Genomic DNA, 19,904 nt, shown 5'->3' on the forward strand with positions numbered 1-19,904 from the left:
CAAGCAGGGACATCGAACCATGCAAGTCAAGGACAAGGTCTGCGTCGTCACCGGCGGCGCGAGCGGGATCGGCGAAGCAGTGGCGCGGGCCTATGCGGACGCCGGTGCTCGCGGCGTCGTGGTCGCCGATCTCAAGACCTCGCGCGATCGGCTCGCGAGCGTCGCCGGCGATATCGACGGCCTCGCGGTCACCGCCGATGTCGGGCTCGAGGAGGACATCAAGGCGCTGATCGCCGCGGCCGAGGACAAATATGGCCCGGTCGACGTGTTCTTCTCCAATGCCGGGCTCTCGCGCAAGGGACAGGAGGCTGCCTCCGATGCCGACTGGGACGTGAGCTGGCGCGTGCATGTGATGAGCCACGTGTTCGCGGCGCGCGCGCTGGTGCCCGGCATGCTCGCGCGCGGCTCCGGCTATCTCATCAACACCGCATCCGCCGCGGGGCTATTGGCCTCGCTGAACTCGATGCCTTACGGCGTGACCAAGAACGCCGCGGTCGCGCTCGCCGAGCATCTCGCCATCCAGTATGGCGATCGCGGCATCCGCGTCTCCGTGCTCTGTCCGCAATCGGTGCAGACCGGCATGACGACGCCGGGCCCGAGTGCCGCGCGCGTCGACGGCGTGCTGCAGCCGGGCGAGGTCGCGCGCATGGTGATCGAGGCGATGGCCGAGGAGCGCTTCCTGATTCTCTCGCATCCGCAGGTGCAGGAATACATGCAGCGCAAGGTCACCAATCGCGAGCGCTGGCTGTCCGGCATGCGCCGCCTGCGCGACCGGATCTATGGCGGGGTGGCGTCAGGCTGACCGCGGCGCAAATTTCTCCAGCAGGCCGGAATAGGCCTTGGCCGCGGGCGACGCGTAAGCACCGCGGCGCGACGTCGTGAGCTTGAGGCCGGCAAGCGCTTCCGCCTGCTTCACCGCGGCGGCCACGCCGTCGACCACAGGCACGCCGAATTGCACCGACAGCTCATGGGCAAGGTCGGCCATGCCGGCGCAGCCGAGCACGATTGCGTCGGCGCCCTTGTCGAGCGCCCGCGCGATCTCGGCCTCCAGCTTGGCCTTGGCGCCCGAGCCCGGCTTCTCGAGATCGAGCACCGCGACGTCGCAGGCGGTGACCACGGCGCGGTCGGCAAAGCCGTAGCGGCGCACCAGTTCCTCGAGCGGCACGATCGAACGCGGCAGCGTGGTGACGATGCCGATGCGCTTGGCGATCTGCCCGGCGGTGACCAGCGCCGCCTCGCAGATCCCGACCACCGGATAGCGCGCCGCCGACCGCGCGGCATCCAACCCGGTGTCGTCGAAACAGGCGACGATGCCGGCATCGGCATCGGGCGTTTTCAGCAGCGCCTCGATCAGCCCGGGCACGGCGAAGGCTTCGTCGTAGAAGCCCTCGATCGAGGCCGGTCCCATCGCAGATGTGACGGCGACGATCTCGGTGCCCGGCGCGGCCACCGCTTGCGCCGCGGCCGCGATGGTCGCGGTCATCGACGCGGTGGTGTTGGGATTGACGATCAGGATCCTGGTCATATGCCGAGATTAGTAGCCCGGATGGAGCGGAGCGCAATCCGGGACGGTGTCACAGGCGGCAAAGCCTGTCTGCTTACGCATGCTTCGCCACCCAGGCCGCGAAGGCGTCGAGCACCTCGGCCATCACCTCGCGGTCGTTGCGGCCGGATCGCTTGAGGACATGGAAGGAGTGGTCGGCCTCCTGCACCAGATGCAGCGTCGCGCGATGACTCAACCCCTTCACCGCGGGCTCGAGCAGGTCGAGCTCGGCCAGCGCATCGCGCGTGCCCTGCAGGAACAGCATCGGGACCTCGACCTCGGCGAGATGCTTGGCCCGCTCGCTCGACGGCTTGCCGGCGGGATGCAGCGGAAAGCCGAGAAACACCAGCCCGCGCACGCCGGCGAGCGGCGCCTTGGCCTGTGCCTGCGAGGTCATGCGTCCGCCGAACGACTTGCCGCCGGCGAACAGCGGCAGTTCGCCGCAATGACGCGCGGCCTCCGCCACCGCGGCACGCACCGTTGCCTGCGCGACGGCGGGCGGATCGGGCCGCTTGCTGCCCTTCTCCATGTAGGGAAACTGATAGCGCAATGTCGCGATGCCGCGCTCCGCCAGGCCCTCCGCAATCGCGGCCATCGAGGGATGCGTCATGCCGGCGCCGGCGCCATGGGCAAACACATAGGCGCTACGAGCCTGCGCCGGCCGCAGCAGCAGCGCGGACACCGTGCCGTGGTTCGAGACCGTGATCGTGAGCGGCTGCGCGCCTGACGTGTTCAAGATGACATCTCGAAGAATTGTTGCGCCGTTGTTTCTAGCCGCTGGCCTCGATGCGCGCAAATGCCGCCGCGGAGGGAACGCCGCAAGTGAACTGGCTCACAGCCAATCAACATTTCCGTTGTTAGACCAAGCGCCGCCACTGTAGGATGGCGCACACAGCATCACACGCTTAACGCGAACTCGTTTTTCGGCGAATTTTAACATCTCATCCATATCACGCGCGAGTACCGCGAACTGGGGGAACGGGGCATGCCTCGCAAGACGATATTCGTCATCGGACTGTTGATTGTCGCCGGCGTCCTCTATTTCAAGGACGATATCGAGACGGTGGCGAGCGGCTTCCGCGTCAAGGTCGTCGACTACCAGCCGCCGGCAAAGACGGTGTGGCTGGATCAGAATGTCAGCGCGGAGCGGTTGCGCTGGTTCTATCACGCCGACCAGGGCACACGGACCTTCGGCATTCCCCATGAATGGTTCATGGCGCTGGAGCAGCCGACGGTCTGGCCGCTGTTCACCGCGGCGCCGCGACTCAGCGAGACCAATTATCTCGGCCGCTTCGGCTTTATTCCCGACACGGTGATTCCGGGCAAACCCGATGCGCTGCCGATCGGCTTCGCGCAGGGCGGTCCGATGGCCGATGCCAACGGCGCGCCCTGGCGCAATCCGCACAGCAAGGCGGACATGACCGGCGTCGGGCTGACCTGCGCCGCCTGCCACACTGGCAGCTTCAGCTATCGCGGCACCGAGATCGTGATCGACGGCGGGCCGGCCAACACCAATCTGTTCGAATTCCAGAAGAGCGTCGGCGTCTCGCTGCTGCTGACGCGGTTCTGGCCGGGGCGCTTCTCGCGCTTTGCCGACGAGATCCTCGGCAAGGACGCCAGCCTCGACGAGCGCATGGCGCTGCGCGGGCAGCTCGACCTCGTGCTGAAGCAATACGCCAACATCAATTCGCTGGAGAACAAGGTCGCCGCCAACAGCGTCGAGGAAGGCTATGCGCGGCTCGACGCGCTGAACCGGATCGGCAACCAGGTGTTCTCGATCGATCTGAACAACCCGAACAACTACGCCTCGCATTCGGCGCCGGTGCATTTCCCGCGGATCTGGAACGCACCGTGGTTCAGCTGGGTGCAATATGACGGCTCGATCATGCAGCCGATGGTGCGCAACGCCGGCGAGGCGCTCGGCGTCAGCGCCGAGCTCAACCTGCTCGACGAGTCCAAGGGACTTTACAAATCGAGCGCGCGGATCGACGTGCTGCACGAGATGGAGCGGATGATCGCCGGCGAGCCGCCCAGCGAGGACAAGGGCTTTGGCGGACTTGCGTCGCCGAAATGGCCGGAGAACATCCTGCCGCCGATCAACATGGATCTCGCGAAGAAGGGCGGCGAGCTCTACAAGACGCATTGTCAGGGCTGCCACGGCCCGGCGATCGACAGCAAGGCGCTGCCCGCGAGCGAAGCCTTTGCGCTGTTCAAGGACAAGAAGCGCTGGACCAGGAACGAGGCCGGCCAGCCGCTGCTCGACGTCGAGATGATTCCGATCAGCCATATCGGCACCGACAGCGCGCAGGCCGAGGGCCTCGCGCACCGCACCGTCGAGACGCCGGCCAATCTCAACATCAAGGACGGCAGTTTCGGTCCGGCGCTCGGCGAGCTCGTCGAGAAGACCGTCGACTATTGGTACGACCAGAACAAGACCCCGCCGGAAGATCGCAAGCGCATCAACGGCTACCGGCCGAACGAGATCCAGGCGCCGCTCGCCTACAAGGTCCGGCCGCTCAACGGCATCTGGGCGACCCCGCCCTATCTGCACAACGGCTCGGTCCCGACCATCTACGCACTGCTGTCGCCGGTGAGGGATCGTCCCGCAACCTTCTATCTCGGCAGCCGGGAGTATGATCCCAAGGATCTCGGCTATGCCTGGAAGGACAAGATCAAGAACGCCTTCATGCTCGACACCACCAAGCGCGGCAACGGCAATTCCGGCCACGAATTCTCCAACGAGAAGCGCTCCGGCGTGATCGGGCCCGAGCTGAAGGAAGACGAACGCCGCGCCCTGATCGAGTTCATCAAGACGCTGTAGGCCCCGAAGGGACTGTGCCCCCTCTCCCGCGCGCGGGGAGGGCAATCGCATATGGCCGTTTGAGGCAATCGGAGTTCCCACAAACTCGTCATGCCCGGGCTTGTCCCGGGCATCCACGTCTTCGTTTCCACGCAAAGAAAAGACGTAGATGGCCGGGACAAGCCCGGCCATGACGGCGCGGAAGAATCTGTTCATTCCAAATGCGATTGCCCTGCGCGCGCGGGGAGGGTTGGGGTGGGGTATCTCCGCGAGTCACATTGCGGAAAGAGCCCCCACCCGCATCGCATCTTGCGATGCGATGCGACCTAAGAGCGAGCTTCGCTCGTCTCGCCCCGCAAGCGGGAGAGGTGAACTGCGTTTGCGGATAGAATACTGCACATCCTCCGTGTCGGCTGATGTCCTCGCCAACAGCGGCTGTCCTTCAACTCTTCGGCACCGGCTGCCGGCGCGCCGGGCGGGTCATGGCCTCGAGCTCGAGCAGCTGGTTGAGCTGCGCCTCGGTCAGCAGCTTTTCCTCCAGCACGATGTCGGCGACCGAGCGGTTCTCCTTGAGCGCACGGCGCGCCACGCGCGATGAGGCCTCATAGCCGAGCGACGGCGCCAGCGCCGTGATCAGGCCGATCGAGCCCTGCACCAGGCTGCGGCAACGCTCGCGATCGGCCTCGATGCCGTCGACGCAACGCTTGGTCAGCGTATCGACCGCCGCCGTCAGCATGCGCAGCGAGCTCAAGACGCAATAGCCGATGGTCGGCTCGAACGCGTTGAGCTGCAACTGGCCACCTTCGGCGCACATCGTGACCGTGAGGTCGTGCCCGATCACCAGGAATGCCACCTGGTTGACCACTTCTGGAATGACAGGATTGACCTTGCCGGGCATGATCGACGAGCCGGCCTGCACCGCCGGCAGGCGGATTTCGCCGATGCCGGTGCGCGGCCCGGACGACAGCAGCCGCAGGTCGTTGCAGATCTTGGACAGCTTGACCGCGACGCGCTTGAGCACGCCGGAAAACAGCACGAAGGCGCCGAGATCGGACGTCGCCTCGATCAGGTTGGAGGCAAGCACCATCGGCTGGCCGGACAGCCGCGACAATTCCTCGACCGCGAGCGCCGCATAGCGCGGATCGGCATTGATGCCGGTGCCGATCGCGGTGGCGCCGAGATTGACCTCGCGGAACAGCGCGGAAATCTCGTTCAGGCGCGCGACGTCCTCCTTCACGGTCACGTGGAAGGCGTCGAATTCCTGGCCGAGCGTCATCGGCACCGCATCCTGAAGCTGGGTCCGCCCCATCTTCAACACGTCGGCGAACTCCACCGCCTTGCCCTTGAGGGAGTAGGCGAGATCGTCCAGCGCGCGCACCAGCGGCTGGGTGGCGAAGATCACCGCGAGCCGCAGCGCGGTCGGATAGGCGTCGTTGGTCGACTGCGCCATGTTGACGTCGTCGTTCGGATGCAGCGCGTGATAGTCGCCCGGCTTGCGCCCCATCAGCCGCAGCGCGACGTTGGCGATCACCTCATTGGCGTTCATGTTGGTCGACGTGCCGGCGCCGCCCTGGATCGCGTCGACGACGAAGGATTCGGCATAGACCTTTTCGGTCGCAATCCGGGTGCAGGCGGCCTCGATCGCATCCGCCTTCTCCGGTGCGAGATAGCCGAGCCGCTTGTTGGCGCGCGCGGCGGCCTGCTTCACCAGTGCCAGCGCGCGGACGAATTCCGGGAAGTGCCCGACCGGCACGCCGGTGATCGGAAAGTTCATCACCGCGCGCTTGGTATGAATGCCCCACAGCGCATTGGCCGGCACATCGTCCTCGCCGAGCAGATCGTGCTCGGTGCGGGACTGCGCCTGCTCGATCGGCACGGTGCGGACGGTCGCGACCGCGAGCTGGCTGGGGCCGCCGCTCTCGCCGGAGGGGGACGCGGCAGCTGCAGCGTTGGCGGTCTCAACCTTCGATTCGGCCATGGTAGCTCCGTTACCTCACGCAGATCGTGTCGTCAGCGACGCCGGCCATGATGCGCCCGGCGGGCGTCGAAAGCCAATGCCTATCGGCAGAGTCTTGCACACCGGTGAGCGGAGGGACGCGGAAAAGCAGTATTGGCGCGCGCCGAACCTGGAGATTAAGGGCTTTGCCTTATCCGTCATGATAACAACAACTTATAACTCGATATCGCGGCTCGCTTCGCGACCGATGCGGCTGCTTTCTCGGCCCCGTCGTCGCGTGCTAGACGAGCATCGACTGGCGCAAGGGCGCCGCCGACACTGAACGAACCGAGGACCAAAGCCGTGTCCAACAACAACGAAGCGATCACCATCAAATTCCGCTGCCCGGCGGAGCTCGAGGGCAAGATTCCGCCGCCGATGCCTGCGTCGTTGGGGCTTCCCGGATGGCTCAAGGCGATGCCGACGCAGGCCTTCAATACGATGAGCAATCGCGAAGAGGATACCGTCAAGCGTTGCCCGCCATTCGTCGATGCGATGACATCGGGTTTCCTGTTGCCGCTGATCTGCGATCTCAAGGTCGAGAATGGCGCGATCACTTGGGACAACGACCTTCCGGCCGGCGGCGCGCTCGAATTCCCGCGCTCGCCGGTCGGCTTCCACGACGAAAGCCAGGTGGTCGGCTCGCCGCTGTTCGAGCCCGACCGCTTCGTCATCAAGTTCGTCAATCTGTGGACCATCGAGGCGCCGCCGGGCTACTCGCTGTTCTTCACGCATCCGGTCAACCGGTTCGACCTGCCGTTCACCACGCTGACCGGCATGGTCGATTGCGATCTGTTTCACGACAGCTGGGTTCATTTCCCGGCACGCTGGCACGACACCAGTTTCAACGGCGTGTTGCCCAAGGGCACGCCGGTTGCGCAGTGCTTCCCGGTGAAGCGCGAAAACTGGGTCGCGCAGACCGCGGCGATGACGCCGGATGAAACATCGCGCGCCCAGGAACTGACCAACAGGATGGCCCGCGAGTCCGGACTCTATCGGCGGCAATTCCGGACGTAGAGCGGGCGCGCGAAGCTCAGCTGCGGCCTCCTCCGTCATTGCGAACTACCCGATGGGGGGCTCCGCAACCACCGCCGTCGTTCTGGCGAAAGCCAGGACCCATAGCCACCGTCTTCGATGATGAACGGGATCGCGGACCGGTGTCGCTCAACAGTTGAGATTTGGGGTAATGGGTCCTGGCTTTCGCCAGGACGACACCGAATATGTGGCACGATCCTGAGCCAGTTCGGTGTCATCACCCGCGCATGCGCATGCGGGTGATCCAGTATTCCAGAGACGCTTGTGCTTGAGCGCAGAGGCCGCGGCTTATCCCGGCTGTCGTCCCGGCCCCCGTGCGCAATTGCTCACTAGGCCAGGACGACGGTGCACCGGCGGCCGCTCTCGATTCTTGTTTTGACGCGTTAGCGCGAACCGGTGTTCGCTTCGCTCGAAAACGCTCTAGCTCAGAAATTCCGCAAAGGCGCTGCGACGGAAGAAGAAGCGGCCGTGCGATGACATGATCAGCGCGGCGGTCGTGCGGCCGATCATTTGCGGCCGGCCGCGCAATGCGAGACGCAGATTGGCCTCGCCGGCCGCGCGGTCGCCCATTTCCAGAAGACTGGCGGAGAAGCTGAGACGCGTCAGCGGGTCGTCGGGGCGCTGCGCCACCACCTGGCGGTAGAGATCCGCCGCGGCAGCATATTCGCCATCGAGCAGCAGCACACGCGCGAGCGCGGCGAGAACATCCGGATGTCCCGGCGCCGCGTTGCGCAGCTTCTCCAGAATCTCGCGCGCCCGGCCGCGCTCATTGCGCTGGGGCAGCAGCTGCGCCAGCAGCAACTGAAACTCGAGGCTCCCCGGCGCGAGAACCAGCGCGCTCTCGATAACGGCAACCGCCTCGTCGATGCGGCCGGCCGAATGCAATTGTCCTGCCAGGGCCTGGAATGCGGGCAGGTACGGCGGCCGCCGCGCGGTGGTTCGCCGCAGCACATCGATCGCCTCGCTGCCGCGACCGGCGCCGCCGAGCGCTGCGCCGAGCAGGGTCTCGAGGCCAGGATCCTCGACGCGGCGCACGGCGCGCTCGAGCGGCGCAATCGCCTCCTCGTTGCGGTTCTGGATCATCAGCGCCCGTGCCAGGATCGAGGCGGCGCCGACATCGCTCCGGTTTGCCTTCAAGACCTCCGCCGCCAGCCGCTCGGCCTCGGCGACCTGTCCCATCTGCAATGCGACCACGGCGCGTTGCAGAACCGGGGATGGGCTGGGCCCGCGATTGGAAGGAGGCGGCGGTTTCGGCATGCGGTCCGTCACGAGATGGTTCTGCTCAGCCGTTATCACTGCCGCCGACGGAGCGTCCAGCGAAAGTCGCGCCCGGACACCGAGATACCGTCCGGTTCCGGCCCGCACCGACCGATTCATCATCCCTGCGGCTGCCGGGCGACCGAGGTCCAACCACCCTATCCATGCAATTTTTCGACTGCTTAACCTATTCAATCTAGCTTGGGTTGCCATAGCAGGGCCCGGCTAGATGCTCGCAACAACGCTCGAAACCATTCAGTCGACGGACTCGAAGCGCGCCAACTACACGCGCGGAATCCTCGTGATGCTGGTCGCCGCCCTCCTGTTCAAGGTTGTGTGGTTCTCGCAGCTGGGGCTGGGGCACGGCCGCGAACTGGTCGACTTCGCCGCCTTCTACATTACCGCAAAACTGGTGTGGCTCGGCGACCTCGACCAGGCCTATCAATTCGCGAAGCTCGCCATCATCGAGAAGCAGGCGTCGGGCGGGCACGACGGCTTCATGCCGTGGACCTATCCGCCGCAATTCAACCTGCTGCTGGCTCCGTTCGCGCTGGTCCCGTTCGGAATGGCCTATCTGTTGTTCATGGCCTCGACGCTGGCTGTTTACCTCGCCGTGCTGCGGCGTCTTGCCGGAAACCGGTTCGTGCTCGTGCTGATCGTTTTCTTCCCAACGATCGGGGTCACGCTGGCATGCGGTCAGAACAGCTTCCTTACCGCCGCACTGATCGGACTGGTGTGCCTGTACTTCGAAGAGCGGCCGATGCTCGCGGGCGCGGCGCTTGGTCTCATGATCATCAAGCCGCATTTCGCCGTTGCCTTCGCACTCTATGCCATCCTGCGGCGCTCGTGGATCGTCGTGATGACGGCGGGCGCCGTCGTGCTGATCAGTTCGGCGATCTGCACTGTGCTGTTCGGCATGCAGATCTGGCCCGTGATGCTGCAGAGCGTGCATGATTCGTCGGTATTCCTGCGCGAAGCCTATTATCCGCTGTATCGAATGGTCTCGACCTATGCCGCGCTGCGAACCACGGGGGTCTCCGCATCGGCAGCGTTTATCGGCCAGGGCATCGTCGCCGTCCTTGCGCTCGGCATCGTGCTGGTCGCGGTCTACCGCAAGATGCCGGTGCGCGAGAGTCTCGGCCTGACTGCGATCGTATCGGTTTGCTTCAGCCCCTATGCGTATGATTATGACTTCCTGATCTTCAGTATCGGACTGGCGCTGCTGTTGCCGGCGCTTCAGGCCAAGGCCCGCGAGTGGGAACGTGCGATCATCTATGCCGCGCCGATACCGATCGGAGCCTTCGGCTACATGCACACGGTCCATAACAACACGCCCCGCACCGACGTCCATTGGGTCGACGTGCTTTCGATCGGAGGCTTCGGGATCGCCGCGCTGATCACGCTGATCGTCGCAATCCTGCTGCTGCGCGAGTCAAGCGCCTCCGACCCCGTTCCGGCGCAGGGGCCGCTTGCGAGGATTTGAGCACCCGGCGCGACACCCCCGCGATCACGCAACGCTCACGGCGCCACCATTTCGAGACGATCGCGCGCCGGCAGGGTCGACGCGAAGGCCTTCAGGGCGCCGGCGACGAGAAGCGGCTCCGCGGCCGGCGTGACGTAGAAGCTTACGTCACCCCGCGCGCCGGTCACCGGGATCGTGTGCAGAATCGCAACCTTCCTCCAGCTCGCCGGCACGCCCTGCGCAAACCAGCTGTCGTAGATCATGGCGACGCCGACATGATGCTCGTCGGCGAGCGCGGCGATCTCGGGCGGGCCGTAGCGGCCGGCGCGCTTCGCCTTGCGCACGCGCTCCGAGCCGAGCCCCCACAGATCGAGGACAAAGTTCGGATTCCCCCAGGCAACGAGCCCAAGATCGTTCACGGCAATCGGCCGCCGGTAGAGCTGCTGGGCGAAGCGGCCCAACTGATAATGCTGCTCGTAGACGCCGCGCGAGGCAAATGGCGTCTCCAGGGCGGCGCTGGCATAGCCCACGCTGGCAAAACCGGCCAGCCCAATGCTGGCGAGCGTCGCGGCGGTCCATTGCGGGACGCTCAAGACCGCTCGCGCACGTGCAGCCGCGTAGAGCAGCGCCAGCACTGCAAGCGCAACGATGTAAACCTCATACCGGTAGAACCAGCCATATTGACCAAAGCCGAGATGCGCCGCGATCGCGGCGAGCACCGTCGCACAGACGATCAGGGCGCCGCGGTCGGAGCGCAGCAGCGCCATCGCGCCGGCGAGCGCAAGACCGAGCAGCATCAGCCTGAAGCCGGCGGGATCAGCGAAGCTGTCGCCGAGATTGCGGAGGATGGAGCCGAACACGCCGGCTCCTTCATAGCCGGATTCGGCGATGCGCGATTTGAGCAATACCGAGCTCGGCAAGAGCGGGAGACCGAGCGAGGCCATGCGCGCGAAATACGCGGCGTACGCGCAGAGCGTGACGGCGGCGGCCGCGGCGGCAAACCGGCGCTGGCCGAGCAGAGCAAACCCCATCATCGCCGCAACGGCAAACGCGATCCCCTCGAAGCGAATCAGCGGCAGCAGCACCAGCGCCGCGAAATGCATGGCGGTCGGCGATCGTCCGCGCGCGGCTTCGGTCAGGCCGCCGAAGGTCGCGACCGTGGCCCAGACGTGAAGACTGTGCTCCATGCCGGTCATCGGCAGGGCGATCGCGCTTGACGAAAAAATGGCGAGCAACGCGACGAAAAACAGCAGCGGCTTCTCCCGGCCGGGGTCGAGCAGCTCAGCCGATTCAAGGATGCGCAGGAAAGCCACGACAGTCGCGGCCGCGGCCGCGGCATTGATCAGGAGCGGACCGAATGCGCCAAGATGCAGCGTCTCCGTCACGGCCAGCAGATAGGGCCAGATGATCGACGAGCTTGGCGACGAGACCTCGGAGGCATTGACGCCGTAGCCGCCGGACCGGATGTGATCGGCGACGGCGAGGTGGATGTAGGGATCGTCGAGGGTGAAGATCAGCCTGCCGTCGCAGAGCGTGACGCTGAAGATCAGCGTCACCGCGAACAGCACGAGCCACAGCGATGCCGTCACAAGCGGGACGCTCTGCCGGATCGCGCTGGATCGCGGGAACGACGCCTGGTTGGCGGCGATGCCGGGCATCAGATACGCATCCGCTTGAAGATCGTCTCCGGCAGCGCGCAGATGATCGCCATCACCAGGCGGAAGCGGCGGGCCACATAGATCACGTCACGCGGCCTGGTCACATCGGCCCGGAAGATATCCTCCGCGACCCGATCCGGCTGCACCGTCAGCGGAGCCGGCAGCTTCATATGCGCCGTCATCCTGGTCCGCACGAAACCGGGCTTGACGGTGACGACGCGGACCTTGCCCGCAAGCGTCAGGCGATTGCGCAAGCCGGACAGGAATTGCGAGAAGCCGGCCTTGGCCGCGCCGTAGTAATAGTTCGAGGCCCGCCCGCGATCGCCGGCGACCGAGCTCACGCCGACGATGGTGCCCGAGCCGCGCGTCGCGAAGGCTTGCGCGAACAGTTCGAGCAGCAGGGTGGGCGCCTCGAAATTGGTGCGCATGATCTGCGTCGCGAGGCCGGGATCGGTCTCGGCACGCGATTGATCGCCGAGCTCTCCGACAACGCATACGACGGTGTCGGGAAGTGGCGAAAGACCGGCGACGAAGCCGCCGAGCTGCCCGGTCTGCAGCACGTCGAGTGCGACAACCGAGGTTTCGATACCGCTTCGCGTCTTGATGTCGTCCGCATTGCGCTGTGCCGCCCCGATATCGCGGGCGGCGAGCGTCACGCGCCATCCCTCCCTCGCATAGCGCAGCGCGGTCGCGTGCCCGATGTCCGAGCTGCCGCCAATCACCAGAATTGATTTTGTGCCGGTCATCAAATTCCAAGCCGTGCTGAAAGATTGGACACGAGGCGACTGTTCGCCCCGATCTGCTGGCGGATGTCCCGCAAGGCCGCAAGGCCGGGATATCCGGATTCGAATGTCGCGCGGGACTGCCGCGCATCCTTGGCGAGATAGAGCCGGCCGCCGGCATCGACCACCAGCGCGTCGAGCTGGTCAAGAAAGGCGAACAGCGCGTCGGTGACGGGAAAGTCCATCGTCAACGTGTAGCCGCGGAGCGGAAACGACATCGACCCGCTGCCTTCGCCAAGCTGCTTGAGCACCGCAAGAAACGACGCATCGCCGCGCCGCGACACACGATCGAGAATTTCGGCGAGAACGCGGCGCGCGCGGTCGAGCGGGATCACGCATTGATACTGCACGAAGCCGCGCCGGCCGTAGATCCTGTTCCAGTCGGCGATCGCATCGAGCGGAAAGAAATACGGGTCCCAATGGACCAGCCGCGGCTTGCCCGGATGCGCGGCGCCGCGGCGGAAGTACAGCTCGTTGAACACCCGCATCGATGCGCGATTGAGCAGCCATCCCGGAAACAGCTCCGGGACCGCGAGCCGCGACGTGCGAAGGCTGGGGAACGTCTCAAGGTCCGGTCCTAGCGTATCCTTGTCGCGACGCGTGGCGTGCTCGGCGAGATAGACGAGCGAGCGTCCGAGCGCCGCGCCGCGCGCGAGGCAGTCGATCCAGGCCACCGAATAGGTGGTCGATGCGCTGCTTTGCAGCTGATCGATCGCCGCGTCGAGATTGCCGGCGACGCGGGTGTCCTGACGCAGCCAGGCGGTCTCGATCGGCAGCAGCCGCAGCGTCGCGTCGAGGATGATGCCCGTCAGGCCCATGCCTCCCAGTGTCGCCGCGAACAGCGCGGCGTTTTCCGATCGCGAGCAGGTGACGATCTCGCCGCCAGGCAGCGCGAGGCGGAACGAATCGACGATGGTGCCGAAGCCGCCATCGCGATGATGGTTCTTGCCGTGAACGTCGGCCGCGATCGCGCCGCCGACCGTCACGAATTTCGTTCCGGGCACGACCTTGAGGAAGAAGCCGCGCGGCTCGAAAACGGCAAGGATGTCGGCGATGGTCACGCCGGCTTCGACCGTCAATCGGGCGGTTGCGGCATCGAAGCTCCGCATCCGGTTCAGGCCGCGCGACGAAATCGTGGATTGCGTTCCGATCGCGGCATCGCCATAGGCCCGTCCGGCCCCGCGCGCGACGACGCCGGACCGCGCAAGCAGGTGGTCCCGCGCGCCTGCGGGCGTCTGCGGCGCCAGCAGTTCGGACGACGCCCTGGGATAGTTGCCCCAGCCGGACAGCCCAATCCCGTCCGGATTGGAGGCCGATGGCACAGGTGCTGGTAACGCAGCCGCCGACATCGCTAGATGGCGGCGAGCATGATGGCGCCGATCGCGCCGAGCGCGACCCAGCTGACGCGATCCCTCAGCGCAAAGATGACCGGATCGTCGTCGATCAATCCGCGCTGCGCGAACAACATCACACGGCCGATCCAGTACATCAAGATCGGACAACCGACCCAGAGCAGTTGCGGATGGCTGTAAAGCGCGCGCACCGTATCGGACGAGATGTAGAGCGTGAAGATCACGACGGCGTTGAAGCCTGACGCGGCGGCGAGGATCGCGATCATCGCTTTGTCCTCGACCTGGTAACCGCGCGCCGCCAGCACAGCGCCGTCCGGTTGGCCGGCGAGCTCGATATAGCGCTTCACCAGCGCCAGCGACATGAAGATGAACAGCGAGAACGCGAGCAGCCATTCCGACATCGGCACGCTGATCGCAACGGCGCCGCCGATCACGCGGACGGTGTAAAGCGTGGCGAGCACAACGACGTCGACGGTCGCGATGCGCTTGAGCCAGAACGAATAGGAGGTGGTCAGCGCGAAATAGCCGAGCAGGACGCCGCCGAACTCGATCGATATCGACATTGCGATCGCAAAGGCGGAGACCAGCGCCAGGGCCATCGCGCCGACGGCCCGCGATGCCGGGATGGCGCCGCTTGCGATCGGGCGGTTGCGCTTGGTCGGATGCGCGCGGTCGGCCTCGACGTCGAGAAGATCGTTCAGGATGTAGGCGCCCGACGCGCAGAGCGAAAATGCGATCACCGCAAATAGCGACGTCGCCGCCGATCCCAATGCGAATTTGTGTGCGGTCAGCAGCGGCACCAGCACGAGGGCGTTCTTGGCGTATTGATGCACCCTGAACAGCTTCAGCCAGCTGCGCATACTGACCCGCGCGGGCGCGGACGGCTCGGATCGAGCGGGGCGCGCGAGGCGCGATGCGGAATCGGGCAACGCGACCGCCGCGCTGCCGATGTAGTCAAAGCCCTGGTGAAGCAGGGGCGGCAGCTCTTCGCGCTGTGCCGCCGCCAATTGACGTTCCGGCGCGGCGGCCCAGGCGGTAAAGACCCCAAGATGCTGGGCGACCGCGCTGACGAACGGCTCGGGATGGGTTTCCGAGCAAAGGTACACCGGGCGGCCTTCGCCCAGCACCTGCAGCAGGAACCTGACCGCGTCGTGGTCGAATTGCGCCCGGGATGGATCGAACCCCGATGGATCCGCACCATGCGCTGATCGCGCTTGCGGTCCAAGGGAAGCGGTGATCGCCGCGGCGAAAGCGCGAAGGCGGCGGATCAGATCGGATGCGATATCGGCCGGGGCGGAGCTTCCCCGCATCATGACCTCGTCGACATCGACGACGAGCGGCCGGGCCTTTGAACGCAGCGGATCGCGAAGGGCATCGCCGCCCCCCTGCTCAACCCGTTCTGGAACGCTAGCTCGCATACGCGCGGTCTTCCGGTGCCCCCTCCCCATTGTCCCGGGCTTTCCCTAATTTGGGGTGAACTTGGGAGGAGCGAACGCCGGGCAGATGGCGCCGAAATGCATGTTGAAAAGCCTCGCCGACCGCGCGCGGCGAGCGAAAAATGGCGATCCCGGGAAGACTCGAACTTCCGACCTACGGTTTAGGAAACCGTCGCTTAGATCTAACTTTGGCCTACGAAGCCTAACAACGCCAACCCCCAGAATCCCTGAAAATGCCCTTTAAAGCGTGGATTCCGAGCGGCGACCAGGGTATGTTACCCACGAGCCCTAACAGGGCATAACGAGCCGATTGCGTTACCCAGCTGTTACCCCTAAAGGAGGCTGCGATCGCCAAAGCATTGACGTCGGCGGCAGTTAAAAATCATCGCGCCGGTAAAACGCGCCGCGAAATACCTGATGGTGGTTGCCCCGGCTTGCACCTAGTAGTGCAACCGAGCGGAGCCAAGTCTTGGGCGTTGCGCTATCGCCGACCGGATAAGCGCACCGCAAAGCTAGTTCTGGGTTCAGTGTTCGAACGGGATGGTCAAGAGCCCGACACGGCACCGGTGATAGGTGGGCACCTAACGCTCGCGAGTGCACATCGGCTGGTGGGAGAACTGCGGCATCAAATAGCCCAAGGTAGGGATCCGGGTGCCATACACATGGCCGAACGTGAGCGCCGTCGCGCTGCGACCGTTGAACGCGCAGCAAATACTTTCAGTGCGGCTGCAAAAGACTTCATAGAGCAATATGCGAGCAAAAAGATCCGCCGCTGGGAAGAGCAATCCCGCCTTCTTGGCATTCGGCCTGAGGATTTATCCCTCATTCCAAAAGGTCTCGCAGACCGGTGGAACAAGAGACCGATAGCCGAAATCGATGGCCATGACATTCACGGTCTGATCGATGAGACCCGTCGGAGCGGTGCACCTGGCTTAGCGCGACGGAGCGATGGACCGACAGAAGCACGTGCGCGCGCGATGCTAAGCTGCCTTTCTCGGATGTTCAGCTGGCTCTTGCAGCACCGTCGGATTGACCTAAATCCGTGCTCTGGCGTCCACCGACCTGACGCGCCGAAGGCGCGTGACCGCGTCCTGACCCAAGCCGAAATTGTCAAATTCTGGGCGGCGGCTAACGCTGAACGTGTGGAATTCGGCGCGCCGCTTAAGCTCTTGCTGCTGACCGGCTGCAGGCTCAAGGAGGTTTCAGGAATGACATCAACCGAGCTAAGCGACGACTGTACGATATGGAGCATTCCCGGGATGCGCACAAAGAACGGACGGCCGCACTTGGTGCCGCTGGCACCAATCGCACAGGAGATTCTGGCAAGTGTGCCAAAGAACAGAGCCACACAGAATTACATTTTCTCTACCACGGCCGGAGTTTCCCCGGTAAGTGGCTGGTCAAAAATCAAGCGTCGCGTGGATCAAAGAATGAAGATACCTGCTTGGCGCCTCCATGATTTACGGCGAACTGCAGCGACCGGCATGGCCGAGATTGGCATTGCCCCTCATGTTGTAGAAGCAGCGTTAAACCATATTAGCGGAGCGAAAGCCGGCGTGGCTGGCGTCTACAATCGGGCTCAATACGCCGCAGAGAAGAAGGCCGCGCTTAGTCGCTGGGCTGCGCACCTCCAGGGCATCATCAACAGCAAGGCGGCCGACGTGGTGATGCTTCGAAGCCAGAAGAAGCGTCCATGACTCCAGTGGTCGCCACCCATCAACAGCAGGAGGTGAGACCGTGACCGCGCAGAAGCCCGCGGATTGGAAGAATGATGACGCGGTTCTCGACTACATCAAAGGTATCCTTGACGCCGTGGTTCGCGATTCAAGCGAGGATCCTGAACTGTTCAGGCTTCACCCGAAATCGGTATGGGCAGAACGCAAACTAAAAGTACACAAACTCGAAGACGAAGCAGTCGAGTTCGCGGAGGCGGGGAATTATAAGCTACTGGCCGCGCTGCTGCGGAAAAATCATCCAGCGAACGATGAGTCACTTGACGTCGCCCCATGGGACCGAGACGATTTTCACGGAGCTATGCTTCCGTCTGGCCCTGTCGGCACGATCAGATCGAATCTCTCTCCAAGCACGTACGAACTGATTGCCGATATACTTGACGGAACGCACAGAAAGCCCAAGCATCGACCACCAGCATCCCCGGACGAGCGACGCGCGATGACGCGGGCGCACGATGCAGCGGACTGGGTGCCCGTCATAAAGGCTATTCTTCAAAAGGCCTATCCGAACCAAGCCAACAGTCAAATTTACGACCGCGCGGTATGGGCCTCAGCGCGCCTCAATGGAATAAGGCCACAAAGATTGCAAGGTCTCTTGGGTCGCCCGAAGTCTGATCGCCGCCGCTTGCAAGACCCATAAGTGCCCACTTTTGGGCCCGTGCGATACCAATGCCTGCAGGGCATTGTTTGCCTCTGCAACAGACAGAGGCCGCCATGCGCTGCGAAATCACAAGCACCAGCATTGCTCACGACGAATTGGTGCCCGACACCGTCGTAGCTTCGGAATTTCACAAAAGTCTTATGACGCTTTACCGTTGGACTCATGATCCGACGCTCGACTTTCCTCCACCGATCAAGATTCGAAACAGAAATCATCGCAGTCGCAGGGGTCTCGAAGAGTTCAAGGCCCGGATGATGCTCGCTGGCATCACTCAGCGCGCTGAGAACAAGTGAAAAACTCGCAACGCAGGCAACCGACAATACGCTGCAAGCTGTCGCCTCCAACGATCGATGGTTTGCCTCCGATGCAAAGCCGAATCAGAACGCTGACTGAAGAATGATGGCCCTCACAAGGAGCAACCATGATGGACGAACTCAAGCGACAGGACATTATTTCTCGAATAGTTGAAGAGACGTCGCGTCAACTCGAGATACGCGCAGCACTCATATGTGGCGCCCCCGACCCATTGGAAATGGTTCGGTGGCTCAAACCGATCATTTCGGATCCACATTTCGAAGGGGGCGCCATACCGTCGATATACTACAAGATTGCTGAATTCGAGATGATGGTCCGCGACGCAAAAACAAAGCGCGAGCCGACGAGCGAAAATCTAACTCATTGAGGGAAGCGCGATCATGACTAATGCTCCTCTAAAACCCGTCGAAAGCTCACTACCTCTTCATTCTTCCTCCGCGATGTGGGTTGACGCGTTGAAGGACGTAGATGACGACTACGACAATATGCCCATACCACCCCATCTCAACATGCCCGAGGGTTTCACCTCAAGCGAAGACAGCGATGCAATTGCGCGAGCACAAGTTACGCCCGAGATGCGCGCTGCGTCGACTTCTTATCAAAGAGAAATGTTGGCAAATCTCGATGCCGAAGTTCGGAAACATGCGGACCCTTTAAACTCAGTGCATTTGATGGCGCGCATGGCCACCATGATTTCATATGGGACTGTACCCCCAGCTTTGGCCTTCAGCACATTCGCCCAGGCTGCTATGGAACGCGGCTCTCGACCCTTCTACGAACTCTATCATGACGCTCATGAGCAACTGATCTACTTCAGAGACCAAAGCAGGTATGAAGGAAAGCCTGCGACGCCAGCGTTCAATAGCGATGAGTACGGGCCGATGGCAGCGTACATCCACAATCAAGGTCTTGAGGGCCTCACCGCCCTAAACGAGCGCGAGTTTTTCCACAATGATGAGCGGGTAAGCACCCACTCTCTCAATGCCATCATTGATGCCCGGTTACGTGTTTGCAGTCTTTGGGATCCAATCGGGGAGAAAAGCGTCCCCGTCAGCAATCGTCTCGTCAACGAAGTTCGAGGAGCCATGGCGCGGATGTGGCCTCGTTTGTCGGACCAAGGCACGGCTGCTGTCGGCGTTACTGGTCCGAGATACGCACAAAGGGTGGCCCTATTCGGCGAAAATCAGACTTGCCTTGATACCGATGCTTGGACGTCGAGCGCCATCCTTTGGCAGGCGTGGATCGCATTTTGCGAGAGCCGCTCGGAACGGCCGGGCGCGAACTCTAGCTTCTTCAAGGAACTCGCGCGCTGGAGCGGGGGCCGCATTCAACGAGGCAAAAAAGGAAAGGGCTCAAGCAGAGCACCAGGCTATTGCGGCATTAAGCTAATTTGAGATCGACTCCGATGGAATCAAACTCTCGATTTTCGCGGCCGGGATGGCCGGGTTGGCCGGGCTAGACTCCTATACGCGCGCGCACGCGTATCTACCTAATGATGTCCGGTATAGGCGCGCAGGCGCGCGCGCATACAACTACCTTGGCCAGCCCGGCCATCCCGGCCCCCGGGGGCGTGGCGACTTGTGGATTTCCGCCACCATCGACGCCGCGGTCGAGAGCCAAGGATGCGCTTTGGCCCGCGGTTGCCCAAACCGTGGGGCGCCTTATATTTATGCTTATAAAGCAATTACTTGCCTGCACTTCTGCCCATTCTCCAGTTTCGGGGTATCGTACGGGTACGAATGTAGCCCCCGCCAATGCCCGCCAAATGGCCTCCCCAGCCCCTTCGGTGCAGTTCGCATGCGTGGGGCGGGTAGGTAGCGGCTTGAGCCAAAGAAGCTATGGACTAGCCCCTAATGGCCTGAGGCTAGCCGTGC

The 19,904-nt window shown here is 63.6% G+C and carries 17 protein-coding genes, 1 tRNA gene and 1 pseudogene; 10 read left to right on the top strand and 9 right to left on the bottom strand.

Annotated features, from left to right (window positions below; all coding sequences use genetic code 11):
• The first annotated feature begins 19 nt into the window (after positions 1-19).
• Positions 20-802, top strand: a complete 783-nt coding sequence (locus tag QA639_RS40215) for an SDR family oxidoreductase (RefSeq protein WP_157342444.1) — start codon at positions 20-22, stop codon at positions 800-802.
• Here QA639_RS40215 and QA639_RS40220 read toward each other — a convergent pair.
• Both QA639_RS40220 and QA639_RS40225 read right to left on the bottom strand, forming a co-directional pair.
• Complete coding sequence (locus tag QA639_RS40220; protein ID WP_157342446.1) at positions 794-1,525, bottom strand: aspartate/glutamate racemase family protein; 732 nt, start codon at positions 1,523-1,525, stop codon at positions 794-796. The two genes, QA639_RS40215 and QA639_RS40220, sit on opposite strands and share 9 nt — an antisense overlap.
• 73 nt (positions 1,526-1,598) lie before the next feature.
• Entirely contained in the window at positions 1,599-2,279 is a 681-nt protein-coding gene (locus tag QA639_RS40225) for an alpha/beta hydrolase family protein (protein ID WP_157342448.1), read from the bottom strand.
• Between the two features lie 249 nt (positions 2,280-2,528).
• Between QA639_RS40225 and QA639_RS40230 the strand changes: the two genes are divergently transcribed.
• Entirely contained in the window at positions 2,529-4,364 is a 1,836-nt protein-coding gene (locus QA639_RS40230) for a c-type cytochrome (protein WP_157342450.1), read from the top strand.
• A 421-nt stretch (positions 4,365-4,785) separates the two neighbouring features.
• Here the strand turns inward: QA639_RS40230 and QA639_RS40235 are convergent, their stop codons facing one another.
• On the bottom strand, positions 4,786-6,321 hold the full coding sequence (locus tag QA639_RS40235; protein ID WP_080667182.1) for an aspartate ammonia-lyase: 1,536 nt from the start codon (positions 6,319-6,321) through the stop codon (positions 4,786-4,788).
• A 321-nt stretch (positions 6,322-6,642) separates the two neighbouring features.
• On the opposite strand from QA639_RS40235, the gene QA639_RS40240 reads away from it, so the two are divergent.
• Complete coding sequence (locus QA639_RS40240; RefSeq protein ID WP_028336241.1) at positions 6,643-7,356, top strand: hypothetical protein; 714 nt, start codon at positions 6,643-6,645, stop codon at positions 7,354-7,356.
• A 438-nt stretch (positions 7,357-7,794) separates the two neighbouring features.
• Here QA639_RS40240 and QA639_RS40245 read toward each other — a convergent pair whose 3' ends face one another.
• A complete protein-coding gene (locus tag QA639_RS40245; RefSeq protein ID WP_283090696.1) occupies positions 7,795-8,553 on the bottom strand; it encodes a tetratricopeptide repeat protein in 759 nt (252 codons plus the stop codon).
• 307 nt (positions 8,554-8,860) lie between these two features.
• Here QA639_RS40245 and QA639_RS40250 point away from each other — a divergent pair, with 307 nt between their 5' ends.
• Complete coding sequence (locus tag QA639_RS40250; protein WP_283088801.1) at positions 8,861-10,114, top strand: glycosyltransferase family 87 protein; 1,254 nt, start codon at positions 8,861-8,863, stop codon at positions 10,112-10,114.
• Between the two features lie 35 nt (positions 10,115-10,149).
• On the opposite strand, the gene QA639_RS40255 is transcribed toward QA639_RS40250, so the two are convergent.
• From QA639_RS40255 to QA639_RS40275, 5 genes are all read right to left on the bottom strand, one after another.
• The gene (locus QA639_RS40255; RefSeq protein WP_283088802.1) at positions 10,150-11,751 is read right to left on the bottom strand and encodes a hypothetical protein; all 1,602 of its coding nucleotides are present in this window, start codon (positions 11,749-11,751) and stop codon (positions 10,150-10,152) included.
• Positions 11,751-12,497 (bottom strand): SDR family oxidoreductase, encoded by a 747-nt coding sequence (locus QA639_RS40260; RefSeq protein ID WP_283088803.1) that lies wholly within the window; start codon positions 12,495-12,497, stop codon positions 11,751-11,753. The genes QA639_RS40255 and QA639_RS40260 overlap by 1 nt, the downstream gene beginning before the upstream one ends.
• A complete protein-coding gene (locus QA639_RS40265; protein ID WP_428841124.1) occupies positions 12,497-13,882 on the bottom strand; it encodes an FAD-binding oxidoreductase in 1,386 nt (461 codons plus the stop codon). Before QA639_RS40265 ends, QA639_RS40260 begins: the two co-directional genes overlap by 1 nt.
• 2 nt (positions 13,883-13,884) lie before the next feature.
• Positions 13,885-15,195 carry a UbiA family prenyltransferase gene (locus QA639_RS40270; RefSeq protein ID WP_283088805.1) on the bottom strand — a complete coding sequence of 437 codons (1,311 nt, stop codon included), beginning with the start codon at positions 15,193-15,195 and terminating at the stop codon, positions 13,885-13,887.
• A gap of 249 nt (positions 15,196-15,444) precedes the next feature.
• Positions 15,445-15,524: transfer RNA gene (locus QA639_RS40275), tRNA-Arg, on the bottom strand.
• Between the two features lie 156 nt (positions 15,525-15,680).
• Between QA639_RS40275 and QA639_RS42125 the strand changes: the two are divergent.
• From QA639_RS42125 to QA639_RS40300, 6 genes and pseudogenes are all read left to right on the top strand, one after another.
• A pseudogene (locus QA639_RS42125) lies at positions 15,681-15,917 on the top strand (Arm DNA-binding domain-containing protein); the annotation flags it as partial.
• A 66-nt stretch (positions 15,918-15,983) separates the two neighbouring features.
• On the top strand, positions 15,984-17,018 hold the full coding sequence (locus QA639_RS40280) for a tyrosine-type recombinase/integrase (RefSeq protein ID WP_283088806.1): 1,035 nt from the start codon (positions 15,984-15,986) through the stop codon (positions 17,016-17,018).
• A gap of 40 nt (positions 17,019-17,058) precedes the next feature.
• Positions 17,059-17,694, top strand: a complete 636-nt coding sequence (locus QA639_RS40285; RefSeq protein WP_283088807.1) for a hypothetical protein — start codon at positions 17,059-17,061, stop codon at positions 17,692-17,694.
• A 74-nt stretch (positions 17,695-17,768) separates the two neighbouring features.
• A complete protein-coding gene (locus QA639_RS40290) occupies positions 17,769-18,008 on the top strand; it encodes a hypothetical protein (protein ID WP_283088808.1) in 240 nt (79 codons plus the stop codon).
• 128 nt (positions 18,009-18,136) lie between these two features.
• A complete protein-coding gene (locus QA639_RS40295) occupies positions 18,137-18,397 on the top strand; it encodes a hypothetical protein (protein WP_283088809.1) in 261 nt (86 codons plus the stop codon).
• A gap of 13 nt (positions 18,398-18,410) precedes the next feature.
• Positions 18,411-19,424: a hypothetical protein gene (locus QA639_RS40300; RefSeq protein ID WP_283088810.1), complete on the top strand. Its 1,014-nt coding sequence runs from the start codon at positions 18,411-18,413 to the stop codon at positions 19,422-19,424.
• The last annotated feature ends 480 nt before the right edge of the window (positions 19,425-19,904 follow it).

Origin of the sequence: Bradyrhizobium pachyrhizi (assembly GCF_029714545.1) — a bacterium.
In the GTDB taxonomy this organism is placed as follows: domain Bacteria; phylum Pseudomonadota; class Alphaproteobacteria; order Rhizobiales; family Xanthobacteraceae; genus Bradyrhizobium; species Bradyrhizobium pachyrhizi.

What these genes read in the sequence shown, in the direction of transcription:
- QA639_RS40245 (WP_283090696.1), bottom strand. Translation starts at nt 8,553, where the DNA reads ATGGGACAGGTCGCCGAGGCCGAGCGGCTGGCGGCGGAGGTCTTGAAG.
- QA639_RS40290 (WP_283088808.1), top strand. Translation starts at nt 17,769, where the DNA reads ATGCGCTGCGAAATCACAAGCACCAGCATTGCTCACGACGAATTGGTG.
- QA639_RS40230 (WP_157342450.1), top strand. Translation starts at nt 2,529, where the DNA reads ATGCCTCGCAAGACGATATTCGTCATCGGACTGTTGATTGTCGCCGGC.
- QA639_RS40260 (WP_283088803.1), bottom strand. Translation starts at nt 12,497, where the DNA reads ATGACCGGCACAAAATCAATTCTGGTGATTGGCGGCAGCTCGGACATC.
- QA639_RS40250 (WP_283088801.1), top strand. Translation starts at nt 8,861, where the DNA reads ATGCTCGCAACAACGCTCGAAACCATTCAGTCGACGGACTCGAAGCGC.
- QA639_RS40235 (WP_080667182.1), bottom strand. Translation starts at nt 6,321, where the DNA reads ATGGCCGAATCGAAGGTTGAGACCGCCAACGCTGCAGCTGCCGCGTCC.
- QA639_RS40215 (WP_157342444.1), top strand. Translation starts at nt 20, where the DNA reads ATGCAAGTCAAGGACAAGGTCTGCGTCGTCACCGGCGGCGCGAGCGGG.
- QA639_RS40295 (WP_283088809.1), top strand. Translation starts at nt 18,137, where the DNA reads ATGATGGACGAACTCAAGCGACAGGACATTATTTCTCGAATAGTTGAA.
- QA639_RS40255 (WP_283088802.1), bottom strand. Translation starts at nt 11,751, where the DNA reads ATGCCCGGCATCGCCGCCAACCAGGCGTCGTTCCCGCGATCCAGCGCG.
- QA639_RS40300 (WP_283088810.1), top strand. Translation starts at nt 18,411, where the DNA reads ATGACTAATGCTCCTCTAAAACCCGTCGAAAGCTCACTACCTCTTCAT.
- QA639_RS40265 (WP_428841124.1), bottom strand. Translation starts at nt 13,882, where the DNA reads ATGTCGGCGGCTGCGTTACCAGCACCTGTGCCATCGGCCTCCAATCCG.
- QA639_RS40280 (WP_283088806.1), top strand. Translation starts at nt 15,984, where the DNA reads ATGGCCGAACGTGAGCGCCGTCGCGCTGCGACCGTTGAACGCGCAGCA.
- QA639_RS40220 (WP_157342446.1), bottom strand. Translation starts at nt 1,525, where the DNA reads ATGACCAGGATCCTGATCGTCAATCCCAACACCACCGCGTCGATGACC.
- QA639_RS40270 (WP_283088805.1), bottom strand. Translation starts at nt 15,195, where the DNA reads ATGCGGGGAAGCTCCGCCCCGGCCGATATCGCATCCGATCTGATCCGC.